General features: G+C 36.4%; 25 protein-coding genes, 6 tRNA genes, 2 rRNA genes and 1 pseudogene. 28 read left to right on the top strand and 6 right to left on the bottom strand.

From position 1 onward, the window contains the following. Both ACVWXS_RS02745 and rrf read left to right on the top strand, forming a co-directional pair. A 23S ribosomal RNA gene (locus ACVWXS_RS02745) occupies window positions 1–96 on the top strand; the annotation flags it as partial. Window positions 97–320: 224 nt separating this feature from the next. After that, window positions 321–436 (top strand): 5S ribosomal RNA (rrf, locus tag ACVWXS_RS02740). Window positions 437–540: 104 nt separating this feature from the next. Here the strand turns inward: rrf and mbcS are convergent. Next, window positions 541–2,118, bottom strand: a complete 1,578-nt coding sequence (gene mbcS / locus ACVWXS_RS02735; protein WP_368638688.1) for an acyl-CoA synthetase MbcS — start codon at window positions 2,116–2,118, stop codon at window positions 541–543. Window positions 2,119–2,386: 268 nt separating this feature from the next. Here mbcS and ACVWXS_RS02730 point away from each other — a divergent pair. The 16 genes and pseudogenes from ACVWXS_RS02730 (at window position 2,387) to ACVWXS_RS02655 (ending at window position 14,183) form a co-directional block, all read left to right on the top strand. Beyond that, window positions 2,387–2,463 (top strand) — tRNA-Asn (locus tag ACVWXS_RS02730). Between the two features lie 114 nt (window positions 2,464–2,577). Continuing rightward, window positions 2,578–2,652: transfer RNA gene (locus tag ACVWXS_RS02725), tRNA-Glu, on the top strand. A 73-nt stretch (window positions 2,653–2,725) separates the two neighbouring features. Continuing rightward, a tRNA-Val gene (locus ACVWXS_RS02720) sits at window positions 2,726–2,801 on the top strand. 14 nt (window positions 2,802–2,815) lie between these two features. Next, window positions 2,816–2,899: transfer RNA gene (locus ACVWXS_RS02715), tRNA-Tyr, on the top strand. A 15-nt stretch (window positions 2,900–2,914) separates the two neighbouring features. Continuing rightward, window positions 2,915–2,989, top strand: a tRNA-Gln gene (locus ACVWXS_RS02710). A 13-nt stretch (window positions 2,990–3,002) separates the two neighbouring features. Further along, window positions 3,003–3,075, top strand: a tRNA-Lys gene (locus tag ACVWXS_RS02705). A 478-nt stretch (window positions 3,076–3,553) separates the two neighbouring features. Next, window positions 3,554–4,459 (top strand): arginase, encoded by a 906-nt coding sequence (rocF, locus tag ACVWXS_RS02700; RefSeq protein WP_368638687.1) that lies wholly within the window; start codon window positions 3,554–3,556, stop codon window positions 4,457–4,459. A gap of 133 nt (window positions 4,460–4,592) precedes the next feature. After that, window positions 4,593–5,156: an RNA polymerase sigma factor SigW gene (sigW, locus tag ACVWXS_RS02695; RefSeq protein WP_068985087.1), complete on the top strand. Its 564-nt coding sequence runs from the start codon at window positions 4,593–4,595 to the stop codon at window positions 5,154–5,156. Between the two features lie 13 nt (window positions 5,157–5,169). After that, the gene (locus tag ACVWXS_RS02690; protein ID WP_368638686.1) at window positions 5,170–5,796 is read left to right on the top strand and encodes a zf-HC2 domain-containing protein; all 627 of its coding nucleotides are present in this window, start codon (window positions 5,170–5,172) and stop codon (window positions 5,794–5,796) included. 149 nt (window positions 5,797–5,945) lie between these two features. Then, window positions 5,946–6,782 (top strand): diadenylate cyclase CdaA, encoded by an 837-nt coding sequence (cdaA, locus tag ACVWXS_RS02685; RefSeq protein WP_368638685.1) that lies wholly within the window; start codon window positions 5,946–5,948, stop codon window positions 6,780–6,782. Beyond that, entirely contained in the window at window positions 6,775–7,917 is a 1,143-nt protein-coding gene (locus tag ACVWXS_RS02680) for a CdaR family protein (RefSeq protein ID WP_456955861.1), read from the top strand. Before cdaA ends, ACVWXS_RS02680 begins: the two co-directional genes overlap by 8 nt. A gap of 319 nt (window positions 7,918–8,236) precedes the next feature. Then, complete coding sequence (glmM, locus tag ACVWXS_RS02675; protein ID WP_368638683.1) at window positions 8,237–9,589, top strand: phosphoglucosamine mutase; 1,353 nt, start codon at window positions 8,237–8,239, stop codon at window positions 9,587–9,589. A 924-nt stretch (window positions 9,590–10,513) separates the two neighbouring features. Then, window positions 10,514–12,316: a glutamine--fructose-6-phosphate transaminase (isomerizing) gene (glmS, locus tag ACVWXS_RS02670; protein WP_456955859.1), complete on the top strand. Its 1,803-nt coding sequence runs from the start codon at window positions 10,514–10,516 to the stop codon at window positions 12,314–12,316. A 652-nt stretch (window positions 12,317–12,968) separates the two neighbouring features. Then, window positions 12,969–13,187, top strand: a complete 219-nt coding sequence (locus ACVWXS_RS02665; protein ID WP_456955857.1) for a hypothetical protein — start codon at window positions 12,969–12,971, stop codon at window positions 13,185–13,187. Then, a pseudogene (locus ACVWXS_RS02660) lies at window positions 13,180–13,689 on the top strand (reverse transcriptase domain-containing protein). The gene ACVWXS_RS02665 and the pseudogene ACVWXS_RS02660 overlap by 8 nt, the downstream one beginning before the upstream one ends. 8 nt (window positions 13,690–13,697) lie before the next feature. Next, a complete protein-coding gene (locus tag ACVWXS_RS02655; RefSeq protein ID WP_456955855.1) occupies window positions 13,698–14,183 on the top strand; it encodes a group II intron maturase-specific domain-containing protein in 486 nt (161 codons plus the stop codon). A 99-nt stretch (window positions 14,184–14,282) separates the two neighbouring features. On the opposite strand, the gene ACVWXS_RS02650 is transcribed toward ACVWXS_RS02655, so the two are convergent. Both ACVWXS_RS02650 and ACVWXS_RS02645 read right to left on the bottom strand, forming a co-directional pair. Next, complete coding sequence (locus tag ACVWXS_RS02650) at window positions 14,283–14,480, bottom strand: hypothetical protein (RefSeq protein WP_368638742.1); 198 nt, start codon at window positions 14,478–14,480, stop codon at window positions 14,283–14,285. Between the two features lie 18 nt (window positions 14,481–14,498). After that, entirely contained in the window at window positions 14,499–15,272 is a 774-nt protein-coding gene (locus ACVWXS_RS02645) for a hypothetical protein (protein ID WP_456955853.1), read from the bottom strand. Between the two features lie 419 nt (window positions 15,273–15,691). On the opposite strand from ACVWXS_RS02645, the gene ACVWXS_RS02640 reads away from it, so the two are divergent. Further along, the gene (locus tag ACVWXS_RS02640) at window positions 15,692–15,823 is read left to right on the top strand and encodes a hypothetical protein (protein WP_368638740.1); all 132 of its coding nucleotides are present in this window, start codon (window positions 15,692–15,694) and stop codon (window positions 15,821–15,823) included. Window positions 15,824–16,279: 456 nt separating this feature from the next. Then, window positions 16,280–16,801, top strand: a complete 522-nt coding sequence (locus ACVWXS_RS02635) for a hypothetical protein (protein ID WP_456955850.1) — start codon at window positions 16,280–16,282, stop codon at window positions 16,799–16,801. Window positions 16,802–16,947: 146 nt separating this feature from the next. On the opposite strand, the gene ACVWXS_RS02630 is transcribed toward ACVWXS_RS02635, so the two are convergent. Then, entirely contained in the window at window positions 16,948–18,612 is a 1,665-nt protein-coding gene (locus ACVWXS_RS02630) for a methyl-accepting chemotaxis protein (protein WP_456955848.1), read from the bottom strand. Between the two features lie 454 nt (window positions 18,613–19,066). Here ACVWXS_RS02630 and ACVWXS_RS02625 point away from each other — a divergent pair, with 454 nt between their 5' ends. The 5 genes from ACVWXS_RS02625 to ACVWXS_RS02605 all read left to right on the top strand — a co-directional run bounded on the left by ACVWXS_RS02625 (window position 19,067) and on the right by ACVWXS_RS02605 (window position 22,389). Continuing rightward, window positions 19,067–19,348 (top strand): CD3324 family protein, encoded by a 282-nt coding sequence (locus ACVWXS_RS02625; RefSeq protein WP_402991810.1) that lies wholly within the window; start codon window positions 19,067–19,069, stop codon window positions 19,346–19,348. A 134-nt stretch (window positions 19,349–19,482) separates the two neighbouring features. Continuing rightward, window positions 19,483–20,064, top strand: a complete 582-nt coding sequence (locus tag ACVWXS_RS02620) for a GNAT family N-acetyltransferase (protein WP_456955846.1) — start codon at window positions 19,483–19,485, stop codon at window positions 20,062–20,064. A gap of 471 nt (window positions 20,065–20,535) precedes the next feature. After that, window positions 20,536–20,913 (top strand): GntR family transcriptional regulator, encoded by a 378-nt coding sequence (locus tag ACVWXS_RS02615; RefSeq protein WP_068985070.1) that lies wholly within the window; start codon window positions 20,536–20,538, stop codon window positions 20,911–20,913. Then, window positions 20,913–21,770 carry an ABC transporter ATP-binding protein gene (locus ACVWXS_RS02610; RefSeq protein ID WP_456955843.1) on the top strand — a complete coding sequence of 286 codons (858 nt, stop codon included), beginning with the start codon at window positions 20,913–20,915 and terminating at the stop codon, window positions 21,768–21,770. Before ACVWXS_RS02615 ends, ACVWXS_RS02610 begins: the two co-directional genes overlap by 1 nt. A gap of 4 nt (window positions 21,771–21,774) precedes the next feature. After that, window positions 21,775–22,389, top strand: coding sequence for an ABC-2 transporter permease (locus ACVWXS_RS02605; protein WP_456955841.1), 615 nt, complete (start codon window positions 21,775–21,777; stop codon window positions 22,387–22,389). Window positions 22,390–22,418: 29 nt separating this feature from the next. Here ACVWXS_RS02605 and ACVWXS_RS02600 read toward each other — a convergent pair whose 3' ends face one another. Then, window positions 22,419–24,047 (bottom strand): hypothetical protein, encoded by a 1,629-nt coding sequence (locus ACVWXS_RS02600; protein WP_456955839.1) that lies wholly within the window; start codon window positions 24,045–24,047, stop codon window positions 22,419–22,421. Then, window positions 24,047–24,826, bottom strand: coding sequence for an ABC transporter ATP-binding protein (locus ACVWXS_RS02595; RefSeq protein WP_456955837.1), 780 nt, complete (start codon window positions 24,824–24,826; stop codon window positions 24,047–24,049). The genes ACVWXS_RS02600 and ACVWXS_RS02595 overlap by 1 nt, the downstream gene beginning before the upstream one ends. Before the next feature lie 182 nt (window positions 24,827–25,008). Between ACVWXS_RS02595 and ACVWXS_RS02590 the strand changes: the two genes are divergently transcribed. The 3 genes from ACVWXS_RS02590 (at window position 25,009) to ACVWXS_RS02580 (ending at window position 26,314) form a co-directional block, all read left to right on the top strand. After that, the gene (locus ACVWXS_RS02590) at window positions 25,009–25,707 is read left to right on the top strand and encodes a class I SAM-dependent methyltransferase (RefSeq protein WP_456955835.1); all 699 of its coding nucleotides are present in this window, start codon (window positions 25,009–25,011) and stop codon (window positions 25,705–25,707) included. Window positions 25,708–25,711: 4 nt separating this feature from the next. Then, window positions 25,712–25,891 carry a GrpB family protein gene (locus ACVWXS_RS02585; protein ID WP_456955833.1) on the top strand — a complete coding sequence of 60 codons (180 nt, stop codon included), beginning with the start codon at window positions 25,712–25,714 and terminating at the stop codon, window positions 25,889–25,891. A 234-nt stretch (window positions 25,892–26,125) separates the two neighbouring features. Then, window positions 26,126–26,314, top strand: coding sequence for a hypothetical protein (locus ACVWXS_RS02580; protein ID WP_456955831.1), 189 nt, complete (start codon window positions 26,126–26,128; stop codon window positions 26,312–26,314). Window positions 26,315–26,378: the final 64 nt, after the last annotated feature.

Here is a 26,378-nt window from a genome sequence, read left to right as displayed (position 1 = left end):
TAAGATCCCTCAAAGACGATGAGGTAGATAGGTTCGAGGTGGAAGTGTGGTGACACATGGAGCTGACGAATACTAATCGATCGAGGACTTAACCATAATGTTTGAAACATTCAATGCACGTTTATCCAGTTTTGAAAGAACAATTTCTTTCAACCAAGGGTTTCAAGATACGATGTATATTGAAAGCCGAAGAGAGCTTCAAGACACAAGTAGTACAAGGAAGCAAACGAGTGAATGAGGGAGCGTACCTCTCTGTACGTGACCGATTGAGCGAGAGAAGCTGACGCAGTAATACGCCGTGTATTGGAGGTCGAAAATAGTCTAGTGATGATGGCAAAGAGGTCACACCCGTTCCCATACCGAACACGGAAGTTAAGCTCTTTAGCGCCGATGGTAGTTGGGGGCTTCCCCCTGTGAGAGTAGGACGTTGCTAGGCGCAAAAAGTCGCTGCTGATAAAATCAGTAGTGGCTTTTTTTTATGTTCAAAAGAAGAAGGAGACATTTCAACCGAGTGATTGGTGAAATGTCTCCTTTATTATTTTATACAGTTGCTGCTCGTAACTCTATACGACGAATCTTGCCAGAAGTTGTTTTTGGTAATTCATCGATAAAGACAATACTACGAGGATATTTATAAGGAGCTGTTAATACTTTAACGTGCTCCTGTAGCTCTTTTGTTAACTCGTCTTCATCTCGATCTCTGAAGCCTTCTCGTAAGATGACGAAGGCTTTAACAATATGTCCTCTAATTTCATCTGGTGCTGCAACAACAGCACATTCTTGTACAGCTTCATGTTTATTTAAAGCATCCTCTACTTCGAATGGACCAATTGTATAGCCTGATGAAATAATAATGTCATCTCCTCGACCTTCAAACCAGAAGTAACCGTCTTCATCACATTTTGCTTGGTCACCAGTAATATACCAATCGCCACGGAAGGCAGCTTGTGTGCGTTCAGGCTCGCGATAGTACTCTTTAAATAGAGCAGGAGATGATTTGTGTATTGCGATATCTCCAACCTCTCCAGTCGGTACCTCGTTGCCTTCATGATCTATAATACGGACAATATTGCCTGGGGTAGGAACACCCATTGACCCCGGACGTAACTCAGTGTTTTCAAGTGTGCCGATTAATAAAGTATTTTCCGTTTGGCCATAGCCATCGCGCACTTTAAGACCAAAGTTATTCTTAAATGTTTCGATGACTGGTCGATTTAATGGCTCACCAGCAGAAACGGCACTACGTAGAGAAGATAGATTATAGTCTTTTAAATTATCAAGCTTCGCCATAATTCGATATTCCGTTGGAGTACAGCATAATACATTGACCTTCTCATCTTGAATTAGCTGAAGGTATGTTTTGGGATCAAATCCTCCGTGATATACAAAGGCAGTTGCGCCCAACATAATTGTGGATAAAAATGGGCTCCAAATCCATTTTTGCCACCCTGGAGCTGCTGTAGCCCATACTAAATCACCTTCGCGTACACAAAGCCATTGAGAAGCAGCCGTTCTAATATGTGCATATCCCCAACCATGCGAATGAACAGCTCCTTTTGGTTTGCCAGTCGTACCAGATGTATAAGAAAGGAATGCCATATCATCTCGTTTAGTAGCAGCTGCCGTAAATGTATCTGGCTGTGTACTAGCCAATTCATCTAAAGATGTCCAATCACCTGTAGCAGAACCTATAATCAATTTATTATTTAAAGCCTCTACTGAAGATGTAATACGATCAACCTCACCAGTGAACGCTTCATAGGCAATTACGGCACTTGCAGAAGAGTGCTCCATACGATACTCTAAATCACTTGCACGTAACATTTCTGAACATGAAATAGGAACAATTCCAGCTTTTAGACAGCCAAGGAAGACAAAGTAAGCCTCAGGCAGACGTGGAATAATAACTAATACGCGATCTCCTTTTTGAAGCCCCTTCTTCGTAAAGGCATGCGCGTATTGATTCATTTTTTGTACAAGCTCAACATAGGAAATTGTTCGTCGCTCTTGTTGAGTGTTTAGCCATCGTATTGCTTGACGGTCACTATCCTGGGAAAATTTCTCTAACTCCTCTGTAATATTATAAAATTCTGGTGCAATTAAATCGTTTGTTACCATGTGAACATTCCTCCCCCAAACAAATTTGATAGAAAATTCATAAAACTATTCTCATTTTAACAATTACAATAATATACAGCAAGAATATTTTATACATAAGATAGAAATATTAGATTTAATAGAGAACTATTACGGTATTCGTTAATGTCCTGGAAAGCTTCGACAAAAAATATTAAAATTTTCACAAAAAGTATTGCATAATTTAGTGTGCTTGCTATAATAATAAATGTACTTAAGAGGTTATAAAAACCAAATTGAATACTATTGTTCCGAAGTAGCTCAGTTGGTAGTAGCACCTGACTGTTAATCAGGTTGTCGCAGGTTCGAGTCCTGCCTTCGGAGCCATTTTTTTGCTCATTTTTATGATAATTTTATACATAAAAAATTTTTAAAAAAGTGTTGCATTAAAAAATAAATAGTGTTAGAATAAATATTGTCTTGTTTGAGACATTGAAAAATGGCCCCTTGGTCAAGTGGTTAAGACACCGCCCTTTCACGGCGGTAACACGGGTTCGAATCCCGTAGGGGTCACCATTTTAAAAGCTTTGTAGTAATGCGAAGGCTTAAAAAGAAAATAAACTGTTAAGAAATAAACACCTGTTTCTATGGAGGATTAGCTCAGCTGGGAGAGCATCTGCCTTACAAGCAGAGGGTCGGCGGTTCGAGCCCGTCATCCTCCACCATAATGTGTTATTTCGGAGGGGTAGCGAAGTGGCTAAACGCGGCGGACTGTAAATCCGCTCCTTAGGGTTCGGCGGTTCGAATCCGTCCCCCTCCACCAGTTTTTATAAATGATTGGGGTATAGCCAAGCGGTAAGGCAACGGATTTTGATTCCGTCATGCCTAGGTTCGAATCCTAGTACCCCAGCCATTTCTTCTTTTATGAGCCATTAGCTCAGTTGGTAGAGCATCTGACTTTTAATCAGAGGGTCGAAGGTTCGAGTCCTTCATGGCTCACTTTTTTATAGAATAAAACTTATTCAAAAGTGTTACATTAACTACAGATACTAATCTCTTACTGAAAACAGTAGGAGATTTTTTTATGTTCTTTTTCTGGCTCTTCATCGAAATATGTACGTAACTGCACATTCCACTCCGGTAGAGCGCTTTCTACGAACATAGTCTAAAGCCTCCTTGTTGCTCATACTTCGCTCCTGCGGTGTCTGAGATCTCACGGCTATTCCTCTTGAAAGCTTTGCTCTGTGACCACAACAAAGTGATAGTAGCTACTCACCTTCCTTCGCACCATATGCTTTCATGACAACAAACTTTTTTAACTTCTTTCAGCAAATATTTTTGTAGCGAAAGCGAAACGTCAGCTACAGATGTCTTTTGTACCGAAAGAGGTTGTATAAATATTCAAAAAACTGTTAGGTTGAGCCAAGATGGATGTAGGCTTTACAATAGTCTTACAACTCAAAGGGGGTATGGAAAGATGAATAAATTAAATATTTCTATTATTGGTGTGCCTACTGATTATGGACAAACACGTAGAGGAGTAGATATGGGACCAAGTGCTATCCGCTACGCAGGTGTTGTAGAACGCTTAGAGGCAATTGGTCATGATGTACATGATAAAGGGGATATACGTGTTAGTCAGAAACAAGAAGGTACTATTGTCGATAAACAACTATTAAATTTAGAGGAAGTTATTGATGTAAGTACATCTTTAGCAAACAATGTAAATGAAGCACTGGAACAGAAGGAGTTTCCACTTGTATTTGGTGGTGATCATAGTATTGCTATTGGTACACTTGCAGGGCTTGGTGAGCATTACAAAAACTTAGGTGTTATCTGGTTTGATGCACATGCTGATTTAAATACTCCTGAAACGACACCGTCTGGTAATATACATGGTATGCCGTTAGCTGTTAGCATTGGGCTAGGTCATGAACGCTTAGTGCAAATTCGTAATTATGCGCCAAAAATTAAACCTGAAAACGTTATTATTATTGGGGCACGTTCTGTAGATCCAGGAGAGCGTGAATTGATTCGTCAACAAGGAATCAAGGTGTACTCAATGCATGAGATAGATCGTCTTGGTATGACGCGTGTAATAGAAGATGCTCTGGCCTATTTAAGAGAGCGCAATGTAGATGGTTTGCATTTATCACTCGATTTAGATGGGTTAGATCCACTTTATACGCCAGGGGTGGGGACACCTGTACCTGGTGGTATTACGTATCGAGAAAGTCATTTAGCGATGGAAATGATTCAGGAATCAGGTATGCTAACATCTGCTGAATTTGTTGAGGTTAATCCGATTTTAGATGAAAAGAATAGAACAGCAGATGTTGCAGTTGCATTAATGGGTTCTTTATTTGGTGAAACACTAGTTTAAAGAAATTTAACAAAAATTTGCCTATTGCCACAATGTATAAAAATCTTTTGATATAATTAATAACAAAATGAAACTTTTCTTATAGATGGGTCGTATAGTATAAGACAGTTGTAAAGGTGGAGAAATCAACACAATGGATGCGTTCGTAAACAAGAAAATAAAACAAGTGCTTAAAGGCGATCAAAACGCATTTGCCGATATTGTGAGTCTCTATCAGCACAAACTGTACCAAGTATGCTATAGGATGTTAGCAAACAAGCAAGAATCTGAGGATATTGCACAGGAAGCGTTTGTTCGTGCCTATATGAACTTGCATACTTTTGATCAGAAAAGAAAATTTTCGACGTGGCTTTATCGGATAGCGACAAATCTCTGTATAGACCGCATCCGGAAGAAAAAGCCGGATTATTATTTAGATGCGGAAGTAGCTGGTACAGAAGGGCTTGATATGTATTCGCAAATCGCAGCAGATGATCAGCTACCAGAGGAACAGGTAGAGCAAATGGAGTTACAAGATCGCATTCAATATGAGATTGGATGTTTGCCGGATAAATACCGTTCAGTTATAGTATTGAAATATATTGAAGAATTATCGTTGCAGGAAATTAGTGAGATTTTAGATATGCCTCTTGGAACGGTGAAAACGAGAATTCACCGCGGACGTGAAGCATTACGTAAGCAATTAAACAATCTGTAGGAGGGGAAGCGTCATGAATACTTGTCCAGAGCATATTATAGACTATATGCATGATTATTTAGATGGTGACATTAGTCGTGAGCATGAGCAAGAGTTAAAACAACATTTGCATACATGCAGTGATTGTAAACAATTGATGCAGGAATTGAGTGAAACAATCGCTTTTGTGAAGAGTGCTTCCCATATTACAGCACCTCCGCATTTTGAAAAAGCTGTGATGGCTCGTTTACCGAAACCCAAAAGTCGTGTAGGCATACAAAAATGGATTCGCCGGCATCCGTTCTTTGTGGCAGCAGCAGTTTTTTGTTTATTCATGAGCGCAACTTTACTTGGTAATTTTATGGATGACCAGCATTTCTCCGTGACCACACAACCAAACCTAGTTGTTGAAGGGCAGACGGTTATTGTGCCGGAGGGAGAAGTTGTAAAAGGCGACATTGTTGTTAAAAATGGTGATTTAATTGTTGAAGGTGAAGTGGATGGCAATGTCACAGTTATTAACGGACAGTATATGGCATCTTCAGCAGTTGTTTCAGGTAAAATAGAGGAAATTGACGAAGCATTCGAATGGCTCTGGTATTCAATCAAAAATTCAGTAAAGGATGCCATAACATTCGAAGAGAACCAAGAAACTAAATAACACTCTATACGTCCTAAAAGATAGTGCACGTGAGAGGCTGAAAGGTCTACTCTTTTGAGTAGACTTTTTATTTGAAAAAAGTTACATTTGTTAAGGATGTGCTATACTAAAATGTGTATGTATTCGCAATGAAAAGTGGGGGATGCCACATGCAAATTATCGAACAATTCACAGATTTAACACCCGTGAATATTGTTATTAACTTCATAGATGTACTGCTTGTTTGGTACGTTGTTTATAAAATTTTAACCCTCATTAAAGGTACGAAGGCTGTCCAATTATTAAAAGGAATTTTCGTGATTATTATTGCGCGCATCGCTACTGATTATTTAGGGTTACAAACTTTAGGTTGGATGCTAAATCAAGTCATCGAGTTCGGTTTCTTGGCGATTATTATCATTTTCCAACCTGAAATAAGACGTGGTCTTGAACAAATTGGTCGAGGTAAGTTATTCCAACGTTCAACTAGTCAAGTGGAGGAAGAGCAAACCAGACTTATTGAGGCCATGAAGAAATCTGTTAGTTATATGGCCAAACGTCGTATTGGGGCGTTGATTTCTATTGAGAAGGAAACTGGTCTAAATGAATATATCGAAACAGGCATAGGTCTAAATGCTGAAATTTCATCAGAGTTACTGATCAACATTTTTATACCTAATACACCACTTCATGATGGAGCGGTTATTATGCAGAAAGATAAAGTAACGGCAGCAGCCTGTTATTTACCGCTTTCTGAAAGCCCGTTTATCTCAAAAGAGCTTGGGACACGCCACCGTGCTGCACTTGGCTTAAGTGAAGTGACAGATGCCATTACTATTGTCGTATCAGAGGAAACTGGTGCCATCAGTATTACACTGAATGGTAATCTACACCGAAATCTTTCTCTAGAGGAATTCGAAGGCCTGTTACGTAAAATGTGGTTCGGATCAACACAAGAATCAAATGCAGCCTCTAAGTTGACTTGGAGGGGGAAAAAGAATGGATAAAATGATGGATAGCCCTTGGGTGTTACGAATCATCGCATTAATTCTAGCTTGTTTGTTATTTTTCTCCGTTCGTACTGAATTATCTCCTTTAAATAAAACAATAACGAGTGAGCAAACAACGGTAATTCGCGATGTACCAGTAGATGTTTTTTATGACGATAAGAACCTAATTGTTACAGGGATACCAAAGACCGTGGATGTTACAATAAAAGGACCGATGCCACTTGTTATACAAGCACAGACATCGAAGGATTTCTCCGTATTCGTAGATTTAAGTAAATTACTAATTGGTGAACACAACGTAGCGCTGAAGTACGAGAATATTTCTGATAAGTTGCAAGTTACATTAGACCCAGCGACTGTAAAGGTAAGTATTGAGGAAAAGGTCACGCAGGAATTTCGTGTTGACCCTGAGATGAATAATCGTTTAATTGAACAAGGCTATATATTAGAAGGCATGACTGCTAATCCAGCTACGGTGTATGTTACAGGTCCCAAAAGTGTTATTGAAAACATTAGTTATGTAAAAGCTACTGTAACGGGTGAGAAAGGCATGAAAGAACCGTTCTCACAGGTGGCGACAGTTAAAGTACTCGATCGTGATTTAAATAAGTTAGATGTGAAGATTGAACCAGAAACTGTGAAGGTACAAGTAGATATTGGAGCATACAGCAGAGAGCTGCCCGTTGTGCTTAAAGAAGTAGGGAAAGCGGCGGATGGTATTATCGTCAACAAATTAACATTTAATCCTACAACGGTGAAAGTGTATGGTAGAAAATCTATCATAGATACTTTAACGGCCATACCAATAGAGGTGGATCTATCAAAAATTACAGAATCAAAAACTTATGAATTTGATGTAAAATTACCAGAAGGTGTCACAAGTGGTTCTGCTTCAAAAATTAAAGTGAAAGCAGATATTACGAAGGTAGAGCAGGAAAAAACAACGACTACAACAACGACTACGACTCCTGAACCTACACCTGATGCTAAGCCTGATACTAAGCCTGATACTAAGCCTGATAGTAAGCCTGATGCTAAGCCTGATCCTAATCCGTCGCCTCCTTCAGAGGAATCTAACGATCATTCTGAGGACAACACGACTACTGAGAAAACAGAAGATATTGATTCTTAAACAATAACTGACTATAATTTTATTTTGATTCAGTAGAGATTTCGTTCTCTATCGGTAAGGGTATTCATTTTCGAATTTGAAACATTAACGAAAACGAGGTACTCAGGCTAAAATCAAAATACCCTATGCTAAATTAATCTGTGCTGACTAGAAAGTGTAACGCATTACAAGCCCAGATAAATTTGGATAGGAGCATAATTAATGGTTACCAGTAAATGAACGAAAATAGACTTTTCCAAAAGTAAGCAGATGAGCAGTCTAGTTTGTCAGTGTAGACAAGCATGGCCACCATCTTGCATTGAAGGAGAGAATAATCAAAATGGGTAAATATTTTGGAACAGATGGCGTCCGTGGCGTCGCGAATAGTGAATTAACACCGGAATTTGCATTTAAGCTTGGTCGCGTAGGTGGCTATGTTTTAACAAAGGATGCAACTGACCGTCCAAAGGTTTTAATCGGTCGTGACACACGTATTTCAGGTGAAATGCTTGAAGGTGCACTTGTAGCGGGTCTTTTATCAATCGGCGTAGAGGTAATGCGTCTTGGTGTTATTTCTACACCAGGTGTGGCTTATCTTACTCGAATTATGAGCGCAGATGCAGGCGTCATGATTTCAGCTTCACATAACCCAGTTGCAGACAATGGTATTAAATTTTTCGGTCCTGATGGCTTTAAGCTAACAGATGCGCAAGAAGCCGAAATCGAAGCGATACTAGATGCACCAGAGGATACATTGCCACGTCCAATCGGGGCAGATTTAGGCTCTGTAAGCGACTACTTCGAGGGTGGACAAAAATATATTCAATACTTAAAACAAACAGTGGATGAAGAATTTGATGGTATCCATGTAGCATTAGATTGTGCGCATGGTGCTACGTCTTCATTAGCTACACACCTATTTGCAGATTTAGAAGCTGATATTTCAACGATGGGTGCCTCACCAACAGGTTTAAACATTAATGACGGTGTTGGCTCAACACATCCAGAGGGCTTAGCTAAATTCGTTACTGAAAAGGGTGCTCATGTTGGTCTAGCATTCGATGGCGATGGTGACCGTTTAATCGCAGTAGATGAAAAAGGTAATATTGTTGATGGTGACCAAATTATGTTCATCATTGGGAAGCACTTGAATACAGTTGGTCGTTTGAAAAAGCAAACAATTGTTTCGACGGTTATGAGTAATATGGGCTTCTACAAAGCTGTTGAAGATTATGATATGCAAAGTGTACAAACAGCTGTAGGTGATCGTTATGTCGTAGAAGAGATGCGTGCCAATGATTATAATTTAGGTGGCGAGCAATCTGGTCATATTGTTTTCCTAGACTTTAATACAACTGGTGACGGCTTATTAACAGGTATTCAGCTTGTCAACATCATGAAAGCTACAGGTAAAAAACTGTCAGAGCTTGCTTCTGAAATGAAAATTTTCCCACAGCGTTTAGTCAACGTACGTGTAACAGACAAGCATGCTGTGACGGAGAATGCAAAGGTTGCTGCAGTGATTGCTGAGGTAGAAGCAGAGATGGCTGGAAACGGTCGCGTTTTAGTGCGTCCTTCTGGTACAGAGCCACTTGTACGAGTAATGGTGGAAGCGGCTACAGAGGCAGACTGTGAACGTTACGTAGAGCGTATTGCAGATGTTGTCCGTGCTGAAATGGGCTTAACAGAATAAACAGTCTATAACTCGATTTCCTTAAACAAGGAGGTCGAGTTTTTTTAGGTTCCATAATATTGGTTGGAGTATCTGTACAATTAAAGGCGGTTATGAATGCTCCGTTATTTTTGCTGAAAAACAGGGTGCAAGTTTCCTATTGTACCTGTAGAAACAAGGGTGACGGATAGAAGAGCCAAGGTGATGGATAGAACTTTATAAGTCGCCAGAACGTTTGGGGAAGCTTCATTTTGTGCTTCACCTTGACACGAAGCCCCTGTAGTAAGAAGTTACAATAACAAGAATTAGCATCATATCTCTAATAGAATTTCCAGTTATTGTTTCATAGCAGATGTTTGTCTACATTTTGTCACTAAAAAGAAGGGTAAGTAGGTGTTTTTTATAACGAAAATTTGACGTACAGCATATGATTGAGTATGATAGTGAAGTTGAAGATGAGGTCCGACCTTATCATTTAACGAGCGCATAAGGAGGGAAGGAAGGAAGCGCAAAAGCGGAAAACAATTATAGCGCCTGAGCTGAAGAAATTGGACGAAAGTATCTTCAGCAGACGAGGTGGAGGTTTATCGAAAATTCGGCGGATGCCTCCCGATCGACATACCCGATTGTCACTTTTCATTTTGAAAGCATTTGAGTGATTGAATGTACAGAAAATGGAGAAGGTATAGTTAAAGCAATAGATAAATAGAGAACCTCTCGTATCGAATGATAACTCTTCAGACGGCTGAATGAGTGTTGATAATATGTATGTATTTGTATGTTTATTTTCTTTTAGTGGGTGTCCAAACACTTGCTAAATCGGACGCAATTATGCCGAGGCAAAATGATAAATAAGCATAGCTTTTACGTTCATAAAAAAATTCGATAGGCTGAGGTCAAATTTGTCATTGCGTCAAATTGACAATATCGGAGGACAAGAAATTTATGTGTGGAATTGTAGGATATATTGGTGAATCAGATGCAAAGGAAATTTTATTAAAAGGTTTAGAGAAACTAGAATACCGTGGTTATGACTCAGCGGGTATTGCAGTACGCAATGAAGATGGTGTAACAGTCTTCAAAGAAAAAGGACGTATTGCCGATTTACGTGAAGCTGTAGACGAAGACGTTGCCGCTAAAGTAGGTATTGGTCATACACGTTGGGCAACTCACGGTGTGCCGAACCGTTTAAACGCGCACCCTCATCAAAGTGTATCAGGACGCTTTACGCTAGTACACAATGGTGTGATTGAAAACTATCATTTATTACAAAAAACTTATTTAAAAGGCATTCCGATGAAATCTGATACAGATACAGAGGTCATCGTGCAATTAGTAGAGTTATTTGTGAAAGAAGGTCTAAGCACGACTGAGGCGTTCCGCAAAACTTTATCTTTATTACACGGCTCTTATGCATTAGCTCTTTTAGATGCAGAATCAGCTGATACAATTTTCGTTGCGAAAAACAAATCTCCACTTTTAGTAGGTGTTGGTGAAGGCTTCAATGTTGTAGCTTCAGATGCGATGGCGATGCTACAAGTAACAGATCAATATGTGGAGCTACACGATAAAGAAGTCGTAATCGTACACAAAGCTGGCGTTGAAATTACGACATTAGACGGTACAGTAGTAGAGCGTGCACCATATACAGCAGAGCTTGATATGAGCGACATTGAAAAAGGTACTTACCCTCACTATATGCTAAAAGAAATGGATGAACAGCCAACAGTTATGCGTAAAATTATTCAAGCATACGAAGGCGAAAATGGCGAATTAACAATCGACGCTGATATTTTAGAAGCATTACGAGCAGCAGATCGTCTATACATTATTGCAGCCGGCACAAGCTATCACGCGGGCTTAATCGGTAAGCAATATTTTGAAAAAATGGCTGGTATTCCAGTGGAAGTTCATATTTCAAGTGAATTCGGCTACAATATGCCATTACTATCAGAAAAACCATTGTTCATCTTTATTACACAATCAGGTGAAACAGCAGATAGCCGTCAAGTACTAGTGAAAATTAAAGAGCTAGGCTACCCAACGTTAACAATCACAAACGTACCAGGCTCTACGCTATCACGTGAAGCGGATCATACGCTTTTATTACATGCAGGTCCAGAAATTGCAGTAGCTTCAACAAAAGCGTATGTAGCACAAGTAGCTGTACTTGCTTTAGCAGCATACGTAACTGCAAAAGCTAATGGCAAAGGCTTAGAATTCGATTTAAAACAAGAGCTTGCGATTGCAGCAAACGGTATCCAAACAATTATCGATTCAAAAGATGTGTTAGAGGATATTGCAGAGGACTACTTAAAGATTGCACGCAACGCATTCTTCATCGGCCGTAACATCGACTTCTATGTAAGTCTTGAAGGTGCCTTAAAGCTAAAAGAAATCTCTTACATCCAAGCAGAAGGTTTTGCAGGTGGCGAGCTAAAACACGGTACGATTGCCTTGATCGAAGAAGGTACACCAGTGTTTGCCCTTGTAACACAAGAAGCAGTAGGATTAAATATCCGTGGTAACGTTAAAGAGGTAGCTGCACGTGGAGCATACCCATGCATTATTGCAATGGCTGGCGTAGATGAAGATGGTGACCGTTTAGTAATCCCTCATGTGCATGAATTACTAACACCTCTTGTATCGGTAGTGCCATTACAATTAATTAGCTATTATGCTGCCTTACATCGCCGCTGTGATGTAGATAAACCACGTAACTTAGCTAAATCGGTAACTGTTGAGTAATTGGTTACTTAGAGTTCGCTACTATTGTTAAAATATAATAAAGTTCTAAACTAAATAATAAAGTTGTATACTATTGAAGTTATTTGTTTATAATCGTATTTAAGGTAATTATTACCTTAAATACGATTTTTTAGTGCGCCCGGCATGTGCAATAACTCGGTGGTGAAAGTCCACTACAGGCTTGGCAGTAGGAACTGTTAGCGAAAGACAAGGGTGTCCATGGTGACGTGGAATCTGAAGGAAGTCGGACGCAAAATCTCGAACTGACGAACAGAAATCAGATATAAGGCTGAGTCGGGACGGACGAGTTTGCTAAACAAAACAAAGTCCAATACTGCCCGAGTCCCACACAGTAAATCTGGCAGTTACATGAGGGGAAAGTGCTTGCACTTACCCGGGGAGGTCTCTTGAGGGTTATTGGATTAACAATCGGATTAGTGATAGTCAGATGAATCAAGAGAAGTCAGCAGAGGTCATAGTAGCTTTCTAATGAAAGCAAAGGACCAAACAATCTTAAATCTTGAAAGAACAAGGGGGTGGAGACATCCCATCAAAGCACAGAAAACATCAAGGTAAAGACCAAATAGATGGCTACTTATAGATGGATAAGTTGGAAACGAAAGAGTATATAAGAGCGTGTAGGGATGTAAACATGAAGATGAAGAAACAAGATGGTATCAATATAATCGATAGAATCGTTACCAACCGAAATTTATGGAGAGCTTATCAAAAGGTGAAAGAAAACGGAGGGGCTCCAGGTGTGGATGGAATAACAGTTCACGAACTAAAATCCCACATGCGAAAATATTTTGAACCACTCAAAATGAAGCTAAAGGATGAAACTTACCAACCGCAACCGGTAAATAATTGACCCAATAATCGACCCACATTTCTCAAATCGAAGCTTTGGTTTTCGGAAGGATAAAAACGCCCACCAAGCCATTAAACTCGCAGAACAATATTATGAAGAAGGATATCAAACAGTGGTAGATTGTGATTTAAAGAGCTACTTTGATACAATTCATCACCAACGATTAAGAGCGTATCTAGAAGAATTTATAACGGATAAGATTGTCCTCAAACTCATTTGGAAATTCTTACGCTAAAGTATTCTCGATAAAGATACTTATGTGGAAACAACAGAAGGCGCACCACAAGGAGGACCACTATCTCCTATTCTAGCAAATGTTTATTTAAATAGGCTAGATAGAGAACTAGAAAAACGAGGACATCGCTTTATTCGATATGCGGATGATTTTGTGATTTACGTGAAAACGCCTAGAGCGGGTGAACGTGTCATGGCGAGTGTGAAGAAATATATCGAAGAAGATTTAGGGTTAACGATTAACGAAAAGAAAAGTAAAGTAAAGTAAAGTAAAGTGTGTGGTGCAACAATCGCCACATTTCTAGGGTTCAATATACAAAACTTAATGGGAAAGTTGGATGCCGGCCAAGTAAAGCTGCTAAACAACGATTCAAAGATAAAATAAGAAAGTTAACGAGTCGGAAAAGAGCAGGTACGTTTGAAGAAATTGTGAAAAGAATTAATCAAACGACAGTTGGTTGGATTAACTACTACGGCATTGCCAATATGAAAGCTTTCATAAAAGAAATACAAGGTTGGTTAAATCATTGTTTGCGTCAATTGATTTGGAAACGATGGAAGCAACCGAAAACAAGGTATACGAAACTACGTCAGTACGGAATCGACCATGATGATGCGATGAAAACAGCACATTCAAGGAAAGGGTATTGGCGACTATCGAGAAGCGAGATCATACATCGAGCTTTAACAAATGAAAAGCTCACAAAGTGGGGATTGAAAGACCTAACCAAACTTTATGAGCTCCGATACTTAAGAGATTGAACCGCCGTATACGGAGCCGTAAGTACGATGGTGTGAGAGGCCCAGCGGTCACCAGAAGAACAAGACTATATTGCTTTGTTGCGAAGAGAACTGTTAGAATTACATATTTTTATTAAGATTTTTTTTTTCCAATAATGAAACAATTAATAATAAAACGATAATAAAAACAAAGGGAATAGAATAAGGGATATTTGAAATAAAATCAGGGATATCAATTATTTTTAAAAAGGTTAGAAGCGAAAAAAAAGCCATTATGCCTAAAACTCCTGATAACATTAGTCTTATTTTTTTAAGCATAATTTATCGTTCCTTTCGTTAGTAGTTTCCGTTTGCTTTACCTACGCAATACATAATATCTGCTTCAAATACTAATGCAGCTCCTACAGCACATGGGACACAAAGTACTGCTGTAGCACAAGCAATTCCACAAACTACTGATAGTGTTTTATAAACCCAACCTGGAACACCTTGATCATCTAAACAATTAAAAAATTTGGATGCCCAACTTGCAGCTTCTGCAGTATCAGGTTTTAAAAATGATAAGATTGAATCTGAATTTTTTTCTTTCTTTGGTGTAATCATAAAATCTTCTTTTGTTAATTGTACATTTTCTGATTTAGTTAATACTCCATCAGTATAGATTTCTATTTGAGAAGTATAATTTTTATCATCTGCTACAATTTTTCTTTCGTCATAATTAACAAGTTCTCCTTTGTTATCAAAGATAACTGTAAGGGCCGAAATGTTTAGCGTAGATTGTATGTTTTTGTATTCTATAGGCATATATAGCACATTATTCTCGCCATTTTGCTTTGATTGTATGTCTTTGAAATCTAGTTCACCATTTGACTGTAATTTAATAGTTCCTTGTTCAATTAATGTAAGTAATTCTTTCTTTAAATCGTTTGTTTTTTCTTCAGGCATTTCGGAATAATTTTTATTAAAATCCTTAAAAGTTTCAGCTAAACCATTGTATTCTTCGGGTATTGATGTCTGTGCTAGAGTTAAAGGAGTAATTGCTGTAGTAACAAATAAAGTGGCGATTAGTAAAACAGATAGAAAAATTTTTCCGAACATTCTTTTGTTCATTGCTATCAATCTCCTTTTCATGTTCCTCTTTTTTTAACTTTTCCCCGGTATGTTAATAACATATCATTAGTTATGAATATTTAAGAAATCAAGTTTTGTTGATAGATGAACAAAAATTTAGAAAAGTAAGTAAATTATCTATTACTTCCGAGAAATTTGTTTTAATTTTGCTTGTTTTTATAGTGTAATAAGTTACTATCTTTCACTTAATCAATATTTTGTGTTCATATCTACATGAAAATAGTTCCCAATTTAAATCATGTTTTCCGCCTTCTTTGCTTTTTATCAATTTTTGTAGTAAATAGAACAAAAATTGATAAGTTCAAAAGAATACTCATCGACAAAATTTTGGGTGACAAAATCGGCGATCTGTTTCTAAGCGTAGCCGAAGAAACTATATTAAAAGTAAAAGTGAATTTATGCGATTAATTAAACAAAATGGTGTTTCTTTAAATGGTGAAAAAATTACAGTAGATGACACTGACCAAATTTTAATGAATGGAGAGGTTTTACAAATAGGGAAGAAACGATTTATACGATTTATAAAATAAGAGATAAGAGGAGTGGTCAACTTTCCGTTGTAACCACTCCATTTTTTTATGGAAATTTGAATTCGTTATTATAAATAGTAAACCTTATAAATCTCTCCTAAATATACCATTGACGATGATAATCAATATTGATATTATCTTTCAGTAATGATTATCATTATCAATTAAAAAGGGTGAATCCATTGAAAAAATCATGACAATTTTGCACTAAATACGATCTTAATAGTATTAGTTGCTAAACACCACGAAGGAATGGATGGGGATGTAATGATAATTCATAGGACTGAAAATGGAATGGAGATTAAGGCTGTTTATATACCCTTAAAGGAAAAGAGGGAAGATGACAGAGCTCGTCACGTTGAAAAGGTGGAAGAGTTCTATGAACCAATAAATTAAGTGTGATAGGTCTATAAAAATAGTAAGTTAGAATTTTAATAATAGGGGATAGTTAAGCTTATGACATTATTATCGAAACGATTCGGAGAACAAGTCTTTCAATTGCTAGTTACTTTAACGCGTCTTCTTTTTGGATTTGGGTGGCTTTTTGCTGGTATAACAAAAATTACGGAGAAAAATTGGTTTAGTGAACCTGGAGTATTTATTAAAAACTATTTAATAATGGCACTTGATAAACCAAATGTGCCAGAATTTTATAAGTACTTCATTGCACATTTCGCATTAAAACATATTATGTTTTTTAATTACACCATTCCAATTGTTCAGATTATAATTGGTATTGTTTTAATAATGGGATTAATGATTATTCCTTCAGTTATTATTTGTCTTCTTATGCATATTAATTTTATTCTTTCCGGAAATATGAATTTAATTAGTTTAACTCTATATACTAGTGCATTTTGTATATTGCTATTTTTAAATCGTAGCTATGTTTTAAGCTTAGACCGTTACCTTGGTATTGAAAAACGATTTAAAATAAATAAACAAAAGATTGGAAAAACCATTAATTCAATAGCATAGATAGATTCTTTTTTACGAAGTGTTTGTAATCAAACTATATTTAAAAAAGTTGATCTATAATACATCCATAGAAAAAGCTGATTCATGTATGAATCAGCTTTGTTACTATAGAACTCTATTATCCTGTTACGCTTTTGGGCTTGATATTAAATAGTGAATTTTTTCATTTCTCCTCGTAAAGCATCAGCAATAGCATTCAGGTCCTTAGCTTTTTCAGAAACGGTTTCGATGCTGTTAATTTGTTCATTTGCGGAAGCAGAAACTTGTTCTGTCCCTGCAGAGGTTTCGACTGCAGAAGCAGATATGTTTTGAACCACACCAATGATTTGCTCCTTGCGCTCATTCATCTCGTGAGATAAATGTTTCATCTCTTGTGCTACTTCACTTGTTTGATCTAGAGCTGCCTTTATTGTATTAAAAATCTCACTCGTATCCTCTGTAGCTTTTGCATTTTGTTCAACAATGCTAAGGCTCGTACTAATTTCCTGTACAGCACTTTTAGAAATATCCTGAATTGCGGTGATTTTGTTTTTAATAACTTCAGTTGCTTTAGATGTCTGTTCTGATAATTTTCGAATTTCATCAGCAACAACTGCGAAACCTTTTCCTGCTTCGCCTACACGAGCTGACTCTATGGAAGCATTTAGAGCTAATAAATTCGTTTGATTTGCGATATCTGTAATGGTATTGACAATACTTGATATATCAGAAGATGTTTTATCTACTTCTTGAACGATGCTACTTACCTGTTGTGAAGACATGCGATTCTTCTCTGACCAAATAGAAAGTTGGTTGACGGTTTCCGCACCTTGATTACTTAAATGATCAATATCCTCTGTCATGGAAGCAATCTTCTCTGTACGCTCCATAACGCTGTCAATATTTACAGAAAGCTGATTTAATTGTTCAGCACTATTTTCTGTATCATGAGCCTGTTCTTCGGTAGCTTTTGCTATTTCATTAATGGCTAAGCTAATTTCATCAGTTGTACGTACTGAATCTTCAGAAATTTGCAATAAAATATTAGAAGAATCTGATAACTCGGAACTGGTTTTATGTATATTGACGGTAACATCCTTTAATGCCGACCGCATGCCAGAGATTCCTTTTGCCATAAGCCCAATTTCATCTTGATGATTTAATAACTTCTCTAATTCTGGGTTTTCTGTAAAGTCTAAACTTGCTGTTTGATGAATGACGTTTTCAAGATTTTTAATAGCAGTAACAATGCGACCAATAATCCACCACATTAAAGCTCCTATAACTAAAAAGCCTATTACGCCTGTAATAATCTGATAGCTTAGTACAGAGTTTGTAATTGATTGAATGCCGCTTTCAGGCACCCCAATGTCGAGCACGCCATAAAGCTTGCCATCTTTATATATAGGCTCCATGATGTCATATGTCCATATACCTTGAACTTCAGCGTACCATCTCATAAATTGGTTTTTCCCGTTTTTAGCTCCATCAATCGTGTATTCGTCTTCATACACTTTTCCTAATTTATTTTTATCACTATGTGCCACCGCTTGAACGTTTGTATCAATGACAACAGCATAAGTCACATTATCTTGTTTTGCCTTTGTTTCCACAAAATCTTGTAAAGATGAAATGGGGTCACTCTCTGAATTTAAGATAGTCTCCGCTTGTTTTGCCATTTCAAAGACCTGTTCGTTGGCTTTTTCAATTAAAACTTCTTTGCCGTTTTTTCCAACAAACCATACTCCAAATAAAGAATTGACCACAGATGATATTAACAGTAAACCTAATGTGAAAAATAATAATCGACGCTTAATACTTTTGTTTTTCAAACAGTTTCCCCCTTTTAAATAATCTATATGTAAATTCAGTTATTGAGGTTCTTTATTCCTATGAAAACTCAATAAATGCATAATTTTCAACTTTAGTATTATGCAAAAAAGACGGATTGTCAATAACAGATTATATAAGACTTATTGCTTAATAAATAAAAAAATAGGTGTAAAAGTCCCTTTGTTGTTTAATGAGTTTTGAAGTTTTGAATAGGTCGAAAATGCCTGTTTAAAATATACAGTAAGTTGGTAAAGCGGAAGTCAATCACACGTTATGGTGTTGAGCCTATATTTCGAATTATATGGTATAATATGGATTAAATTTACGGAAAACAAGGGGGATTGTTTGATGAGAAGGTATACTATTTCTGCATAGCAAAGGCTATTGCAATATAAGATAAATTAAAATGGCCTTTGCTCTTCCTAAAAAAATATTAATGTTTAGGAGTGCAATATGAGCTATAAAAAAGCAAAGCATATTCTACCAGTGGAGTTACTTGAGTTGATACAAGAATATGTTGATGGTGAATATATTTATATACCGCGAAGAACAGAACATAAAAAGACTTGGGGATCCAGTACTGCAACAAGAAAAGAATTGGAAGTAAGAAATTCTACTATTTATAACGATTATCTATCGGGAGTGGATACGGCTACTTTAGGTGAAAAATACTATTTGTCCTCAAAGAGTATTCAAAGAATTGTATTAAAAGAGAAAAGAAGAAGAATAGAATAAGCCAGGGTGGTTTTTTAACCGTAATGGCTTATTCTATTTTATGAAATATGTATAAGGTTTTTTCTAGTAATATAGGTCAGCTATAATCTAATCAGCTTCTTTTGATTTCTATTCAAAAAATAGGAGAGAAAAAAATGAACTTTTCCAAATTATTAGGAACCCCTTTCCCAACAGTACAAACTGAACAAATTAAATTAAGAAAGTTGAGATTGGAGGATGCCCCTACATTATTCAATTATTATTCAAATGAAAATGTATATCGTCATCTCGATTGGAATGGACCAGAAAGTTTAGAAAGAAGTTATGAAGTAATTAATGCTTGGAACGAAGGCTATGATGAAGGTTGGATTTTACGTTTTGCTATTGCCAACAAAGTAACGGATGAAATTATTGGTACCATTTTCTTGAGTGAATTTGCAGGCAAACGAGCTGAAATTGGCTATGAATTATCTGAAGAATATTGGCATCGTGGTATTATGTCGGAAGCTGTTAAAGAAGTATTATCAATAGGATTTAATCAGTTAGGTTTAGTAAGAATACAGGCAATTGTTACAGAAGAAAATATAGCTTCAAAGAAGTTATTGACGAAATTCAACTTTAAGGAAGAAGGCTGCTTAAGACAATTTGAATGCCATAGTGTTACGGGAGAATGTAAAGATATGTTGAGCTATAGTTTATTGCATACAGAGTTTTTGAAGAAGAATGACGAGTATTGATCTGGATTATTTCACTTATATCAATAAGGACTAGGGGCTAAAGCCTTAAAGCTACTATTAGAAACAGAGATCAGTGTACAAAAGATTAAGGCAAAAACAACAACAAATAATAGTGCATCTCAAAAGGTTCTTGAAAAAAGTGGCTTTAAACAAATCTGTATAAGTGATGATATGTTCGAAATGAATGGTCAAATATTGCAATTTATACATTACCTTTGGAAGAAAGATTCAAATCATTAGCCGTCTGTCAAATTTATGACTAGGCGGTTTGTGATTCGAATTTTTCAACGAGTTGAGATGATGAATAGGCAAGGTTAACAACATATTTAAATACAGAAAACATGAGGTTTGTTTTTTACAATCTCATGTTTTCTTTTTTTTGTTCAATACTAATTTTACTTGCAAAATAATAAAAATGTAGATATATTGTATATAAAGTATATATACAATATTCTACAAAGAGGTATTTGCATGCAAATTATAATTTCAAACAGCTCAAAAGAGCCTATTTATGAGCAAATTTATGCTCAAATCAAAAAGCTTATTTTAACAGGTGAATTACAAGAAGGGCAGGCATTGCCTTCTATGCGACAGCTTGCAAAGGATTTAGAAATTAGCGTTATTACAACAAAACGTGCTTATGAAGAGCTTGAAAAAAACGGATTTATTTATTCGATTGTTGGAAAAGGTTCATTCATCGCCGAACAAAATAAGGAAATGATGAGAGAAAGAAAAATAAAGGTAATCGAAGAAAATTTGTTGATTGCTATTCAAAACGCAAAAGAGATGAACCTGAGCTTAGCAGAGCTTAAGGAAATGCTTACATTATTGTATACGGAGGATGCATGATGGAAAATGTTATTGAATTACAGCATATTCATAAATCTTTTAAAGGGTTTGAGATAAAGGATTTTTCTATTAATGTGAAAAAAGGCTTTGTAACTGGATTTATCGGAGGAAATGGTGCAGGTAAATCAACGACGATTAAGTTGATTATGAACTTACTTAAGCAAGATAGTGGTACTGTTTCAGTGTTTGGCATGGATTATAAGAAGCATGAAAAAGAAATAAAGGAACGTATTGGTTTTGTCTATGATGAAAATATCTTTTATGAAAATTTAACGTTAAAGGATATAAAAAGGATTATTAAACCAGCCTATAAAAACTGGGATGATAACGCTTTTCAACGCTATGTTAACGAATTCGAACTGCCCCTAAACAAAAGTATGAAAACATTTTCAAAGGGAATGAAGATGAAAGCTTCGTTAGCTATTGCACTAGCTCATCATGCAGAATTAATTATTATGGATGAGCCAACTGCCGGGCTCGATCCAATCTTTCGTAGAGAGTTACTAAATATTCTACATGAACTAATGCAGGATGAAGATAGAACGATTTTCTTCTCGACGCATATAACAACAGATTTAGATCGCATTGCGGACTATATTACCTTTGTTCATAATGGGGAACATATCTTCACGAAAGAATTTTATAAAATTGAAGAAGAATATGCCATTGTAAAAGGGACATTAGATTTATTGGATCGTGAAACGGAACAAGAGTTTATTTCAATCCGAAAAACGAACACAGGCTTTGAGGCATTAACAGCGGATAAAAATCGTGTGATAAACATATTTGGAGATACTGTTATTGTGGAAAAGCCAACGCTTGAAGATATTATGTATTATACGAAAAAAGGACGGTAATTGTATGGTTAACCTTATACTTAAGGATATTATAATACAAAAGAATACGAGTATAATCTACATTGCTACGATTATACTCTATTTGTTGGCAGATGTTTCGCCAATCTTCTTAGGAGTTTTATATAGTGTCGTATTTATCATGACTGCTTTTTCTACGGATGATAAGGGTAACGCGAATATTCTTCTAAATTCACTTCCATATACAAGAAAGGAAGTTGTCAGTTCTAAATATATGGGTGCATTAATATTTACATCCGTTATTATTTTTATCATTTATCTTGGTGATTTCTTGTTGAATGGAAAGGGAGAAGTGTTTTTATGGAGAGAAATACTGCTTATTATTGGGCTTGTTATGGTTACAACATCTTTTATACTGCCAATCTCTTATAAATTCAAAAGCAAACATTTAGTGATGATTTTAGTTGGTTTAGTTGGTATCTATCTAGTAACAATTACTCTTTTAATTCCTAATCTCCATGATATATTAAGAGGGTTTGTTCAGAACTTCCTGACTTTACAAGAAACGAAAATGTATTTCGTAGCTATCCTTACAACGGTTATTTTATATATTGGATCGTGGTTACTATCTATTCGTATATATGAGAGAAAAGCTTTTTAGAGTAAACAGAAAACGGCTTGAGCCCATGCTCAAGCCGTTTTCGTACGCTTAAAAGCAAGCTTCCATAGAATGAAATTCGTGAAGACAAGCCCGATTAGGTAAATTATTGAACCGTAGGAAATGCTAGCTATCATGAAGTAATGCAGTCCTGCTAGAGCACCTAATGGGATGAACAATATAAGAGATTTCCAGCCCTGGGCATCGCCAATTTCATTATAGGGCTTTGTGAAAGGAATCTTGCTTCTGATGCTGATGTAGCAAACGACGGTGTACATACAGCTTGCCACTAATACAATCAGTAAATCTGGGATAATTCTCGTACCGTAAATGAAGCAGAAAATGATACTTAGAAAAATATACAATGGAATATATAACTTAATCAAAAATGCTTTTAGGCTACCTTTTTTCAAGTCCGTATAATCTTTGAGTGGAAAAACTTTATAGATCCAAGCTGCTTTATACTTTTCTGAATGTCGAAGCATAAGTACAGCTGACGGAATAATGAGCATGCTAAAATAAATATTTAAATAGCCCATACTAACGGAATAATCAACATTTTCATGCCTTGAAAAAGTAAACATAAAAATAAATGGAATGATAAAAGAAAAGCCTAAAGATGGATATACTTTCAGTTTAAACTCTCGCTCTTGTTTCATCATAAGGGAGGCGAAACGGTAGAAAGCTCTTTCTTCATTCGTTCTACAAATGATTTTTAAGAAAAGTGCTTTTAGTCGATTGTTCTTTTCTTTTTTCGATTTACTTGTACTTAATAGTTTTTGCAGATTACGTTCAAAGGTTGGAATCAGTTTTACATAAAGCCATATCGATAGTATTGGTATGACAATGGCGAAAATGCAGTATACCACTGTAAGTAAAGATTTATCGCCATTTAGCAATAGCTCATAGGGAGCGGCAAACCACATCGGGATGAGAAAAATACTCCACCAATGAAACGATACGACCATATCAAAATTAACAAATTCAAAGGATCTGATCAGGACTTGATAGCCAATCATTAGCATTAATGATAGACCGATTTGTACATAATTAATAACATCTTTCAGCTTTTCTCCGTCAAAGAATCGTAAAATAACAATATATAAAATGGCGGTAAGAGCAACAATAAATAGATTGATCAAGATTAGCTCAAGCACCGTTAAAATAAAGAATGCAATTCCTTGATTGAACAAGCCGACTAAAAGTGGGATTGCTGTTAGTGCAATGGTTAAATACGTCAGATAGATAAAAATATGCATAAATTTTGCCGCATTAATCGTTCTAGCAGCGATAGGCTTAGTAGAAAGGATGCTTCTATCCCTAACATCCAACAGAACGGAAGAAAAATCAGAAATCAAGGATGTCATAATTAAAAAAATTATCATCGCAAATGAAATGCTCATTTGGAACAGAAAGTTTTGGCCAAAGCCCATAAACGGAATAAGCACGAGTCCGAATAAAGTATAAATCCATAAAGATTTAATATAGCCATATTTTTGATCGTCCTTTTTTCTTGCTTGGTTAAATAATGTCGGTACTTTGCGTTCATCCATTGTTAATTTAATATGGAGGATTTTTCTCATCATTTCATAATCGATGCCCATTTTGACAAATACAATTCGAAATTTATCAAGCAGTTGTAAGGTTTTGAAGTCTGTCATCATCGTACCTCTTGTACAATAGAAACGAATTTCTCACCAATTTCCTTATGATCATGGAAGCCTGTCAATTGGTTGAAAATCTTTTCCAGAGTTCCCTCGGTATTTTCCGCTTGTAACTCGGCGAATGTTCCATCGGCTGCGATTTTTCCATCATACAACAGGATGATACGGCTACTGATTTTTTCAACCACATCCATAATATGTGATGAGTAGAATATAGTTTTTCCTTGGGCAGCTAGTTGAGTCAAAATCTCCTTGAAAATCATAACACTATTTGCATCTAATCCATTTATGGGTTCATCTAAAAATAGTAGATCAGGATTATGTATCAGGCTAGCAATAATTAATAGCTTTTGCCGCATCCCTTTTGAATAAGAAGAGATTCTAGCATGATACGCTTCTCCAACACCAAACAATTCCATTAAGGTTTTTGATTTATCGGCAGCAATCTCTAATTCTAGCCCATACAACTGGCCGATGAAGGTTAAATACTCATAGCCCGTTAAATTATCATACACATCGGCTATTTCCGGTACATAGCCAATTCTTCGTTTATAGTCAACGCGATCTTGCCCAATATTCTCTCCAAAAAGCTTAATTTCTCCACCGTATTCGCCTTCAATTCCCAAAATGATTTTGACAGTCGTACTTTTACCAGCGCCGTTCGGACCGATATAGCCAATAATCTCACCTCTTGAAACGTGCAAGTCGATTCCTTTTAATATTTCCTTACTGCCATAGCTCTTTGTTAAATTGGTAATCGTCAAGATTTCTTCCATTTTGCAGCTCCTTTCTGTGTATCTTATGTTAAGTGTGGATCACTTAGTAAATATATCCATAAATATAGTGTAGCATATAAAAGGGACAATAATCCTTGTGATAAAATGAAACTAGTTCATTCCCAGTCGGGGGCAATTTTATAATTTCGAGTGGGATAATAAGTAATAAATGGAGGCGTAAAATGCTAATTAAGTCGAATGAACAATTGCTTGTTTTACTGGATAATTTATTGCGTGAACCACAAAATTTTTGGAATGAATTTTATGATAAAACATTTAAAAAGATACCTTTCTTTGTTAATAAACCTGATGAAAATCTAGTCAGTTATTTAGAAAAAAAGATGATTCAGCCTAGTAAAGTTTTAGAGCTAGGCTGTGGTGCAGGACGAAATGCCATTTACTTAGCGAAGCAAGGTTGTTCAGTTGTTGGTGTTGATGTATCGGATAGAGCATTACAATTGGCGCAAGAAAGGGTTGATGAAGCTAACATAAATGTAGAGTTAATTGGTTCCAATATCTTTGAGCTGGATCTACAAGAGGAGAGTTTTGATTTTATTTATGATTCAGGCTGTTTCCATCACATAGCCCCTCACCGACGTGTGACGTATATTGAATTGATTCATACATTATTAAAACCTAATGGATACTTCGCTTTATGCTCGTTTGAAGAACAAGGTGTATATGGTGGTTCTACCATCTCAGATGAAGAAGTTTATATTAAACGTAGTTTAGAAGGTGGATTAGGGTATACAAAAAATCAGCTAAGAGAAATATTTCAGTCATTAGAAGCACTTGAAATACGAGAAATGATAGCCATGTCTAATGAAGAGCCATATTTCGGTTTAGAAGGATTTATAGTAGGTTTATTTAAAAAGAAATAAGCAGATGAAGAAAATAAAAATTGAACTGTCCGAGTATAATCCATATTGGGAAGAACAATTTGTATATGAGAAAAACAGAATTGTAGATGCTTTAGGTAATAAAGTAGTTGGTATTGAGCATATTGGAAGTACATCGATAAGGGGCTATTGTGTCCTGATAGAGAGGACACTCAATATTATGTAATGGAATCATAATAAAATTAAATAGAAGTTTGTTATTTTAAAATAGCTATATAAATGAATCAGGCGTGTTGATTAGGAAAAAATAGGTTTATTATTGAGCAATAAAAGGATTTTTTGTTGCTATTTTGCTACTATATTTCCATTTTAACTGATTGTAGCGTAGGGCTACTCGACTCCCGCGGGAAAGCGAGACAGACGAGACCCTGCACGGAGCGGATGTTTTCTGTGCGAAAGCGTGAGTGCTAACGTAGCGGCAGCAATGTTTTATCTGTGCGAAAGTGCAACGACAGCAACAACACTAGCGGAGGAAGCGGCTCGACGCTCGCCCGCAGGAAGCCTTGCTCTGCGCGAAAGCGAAGCGTCAGCGACAAAGCGAGTAGCCCGTAGCGGAAATCAGAGCCTTCAAATCAATAAAGGTGGATAAAAATGATTAATCAATACACCTGTGAATGAATATAACTTCCATTTTGATCTATTATTTTTCAAAA

It is taken from the genome of Lysinibacillus sp. TE18511 (assembly GCF_054062295.1).
The sequence above is the reverse complement of the archived record's forward strand: the minus strand, read 5'-3'. Positions and strand labels throughout refer to the sequence as shown.

Excerpts from the sequence above, each read along its gene's own strand:
- ACVWXS_RS02595 (WP_456955837.1), bottom strand. The coding sequence starts at position 24,826 with ATGGAAGAAATCTTGACGATTACCAATTTAACAAAGAGCTATGGCAGT.
- ACVWXS_RS02590 (WP_456955835.1), top strand. The coding sequence starts at position 25,009 with ATGCTAATTAAGTCGAATGAACAATTGCTTGTTTTACTGGATAATTTA.
- ACVWXS_RS02665 (WP_456955857.1), top strand. The coding sequence starts at position 12,969 with ATGAAGATGAAGAAACAAGATGGTATCAATATAATCGATAGAATCGTT.
- rocF (WP_368638687.1), top strand. The coding sequence starts at position 3,554 with ATGAATAAATTAAATATTTCTATTATTGGTGTGCCTACTGATTATGGA.
- ACVWXS_RS02690 (WP_368638686.1), top strand. The coding sequence starts at position 5,170 with ATGAATACTTGTCCAGAGCATATTATAGACTATATGCATGATTATTTA.
- ACVWXS_RS02645 (WP_456955853.1), bottom strand. The coding sequence starts at position 15,272 with ATGAACAAAAGAATGTTCGGAAAAATTTTTCTATCTGTTTTACTAATC.
- ACVWXS_RS02635 (WP_456955850.1), top strand. The coding sequence starts at position 16,280 with ATGACATTATTATCGAAACGATTCGGAGAACAAGTCTTTCAATTGCTA.
- ACVWXS_RS02585 (WP_456955833.1), top strand. The coding sequence starts at position 25,712 with ATGAAGAAAATAAAAATTGAACTGTCCGAGTATAATCCATATTGGGAA.
- sigW (WP_068985087.1), top strand. The coding sequence starts at position 4,593 with ATGGATGCGTTCGTAAACAAGAAAATAAAACAAGTGCTTAAAGGCGAT.
- glmS (WP_456955859.1), top strand. The coding sequence starts at position 10,514 with ATGTGTGGAATTGTAGGATATATTGGTGAATCAGATGCAAAGGAAATT.
- ACVWXS_RS02620 (WP_456955846.1), top strand. The coding sequence starts at position 19,483 with ATGAACTTTTCCAAATTATTAGGAACCCCTTTCCCAACAGTACAAACT.
- ACVWXS_RS02610 (WP_456955843.1), top strand. The coding sequence starts at position 20,913 with ATGGAAAATGTTATTGAATTACAGCATATTCATAAATCTTTTAAAGGG.
- ACVWXS_RS02625 (WP_402991810.1), top strand. The coding sequence starts at position 19,067 with ATGAGCTATAAAAAAGCAAAGCATATTCTACCAGTGGAGTTACTTGAG.
- ACVWXS_RS02600 (WP_456955839.1), bottom strand. The coding sequence starts at position 24,047 with ATGACAGACTTCAAAACCTTACAACTGCTTGATAAATTTCGAATTGTA.
- ACVWXS_RS02640 (WP_368638740.1), top strand. The coding sequence starts at position 15,692 with ATGCGATTAATTAAACAAAATGGTGTTTCTTTAAATGGTGAAAAAATT.
- ACVWXS_RS02650 (WP_368638742.1), bottom strand. The coding sequence starts at position 14,480 with ATGCTTAAAAAAATAAGACTAATGTTATCAGGAGTTTTAGGCATAATG.
- ACVWXS_RS02605 (WP_456955841.1), top strand. The coding sequence starts at position 21,775 with ATGGTTAACCTTATACTTAAGGATATTATAATACAAAAGAATACGAGT.
- ACVWXS_RS02615 (WP_068985070.1), top strand. The coding sequence starts at position 20,536 with ATGCAAATTATAATTTCAAACAGCTCAAAAGAGCCTATTTATGAGCAA.
- ACVWXS_RS02680 (WP_456955861.1), top strand. The coding sequence starts at position 6,775 with ATGGATAAAATGATGGATAGCCCTTGGGTGTTACGAATCATCGCATTA.
- cdaA (WP_368638685.1), top strand. The coding sequence starts at position 5,946 with ATGCAAATTATCGAACAATTCACAGATTTAACACCCGTGAATATTGTT.
- glmM (WP_368638683.1), top strand. The coding sequence starts at position 8,237 with ATGGGTAAATATTTTGGAACAGATGGCGTCCGTGGCGTCGCGAATAGT.
- mbcS (WP_368638688.1), bottom strand. The coding sequence starts at position 2,118 with ATGGTAACAAACGATTTAATTGCACCAGAATTTTATAATATTACAGAG.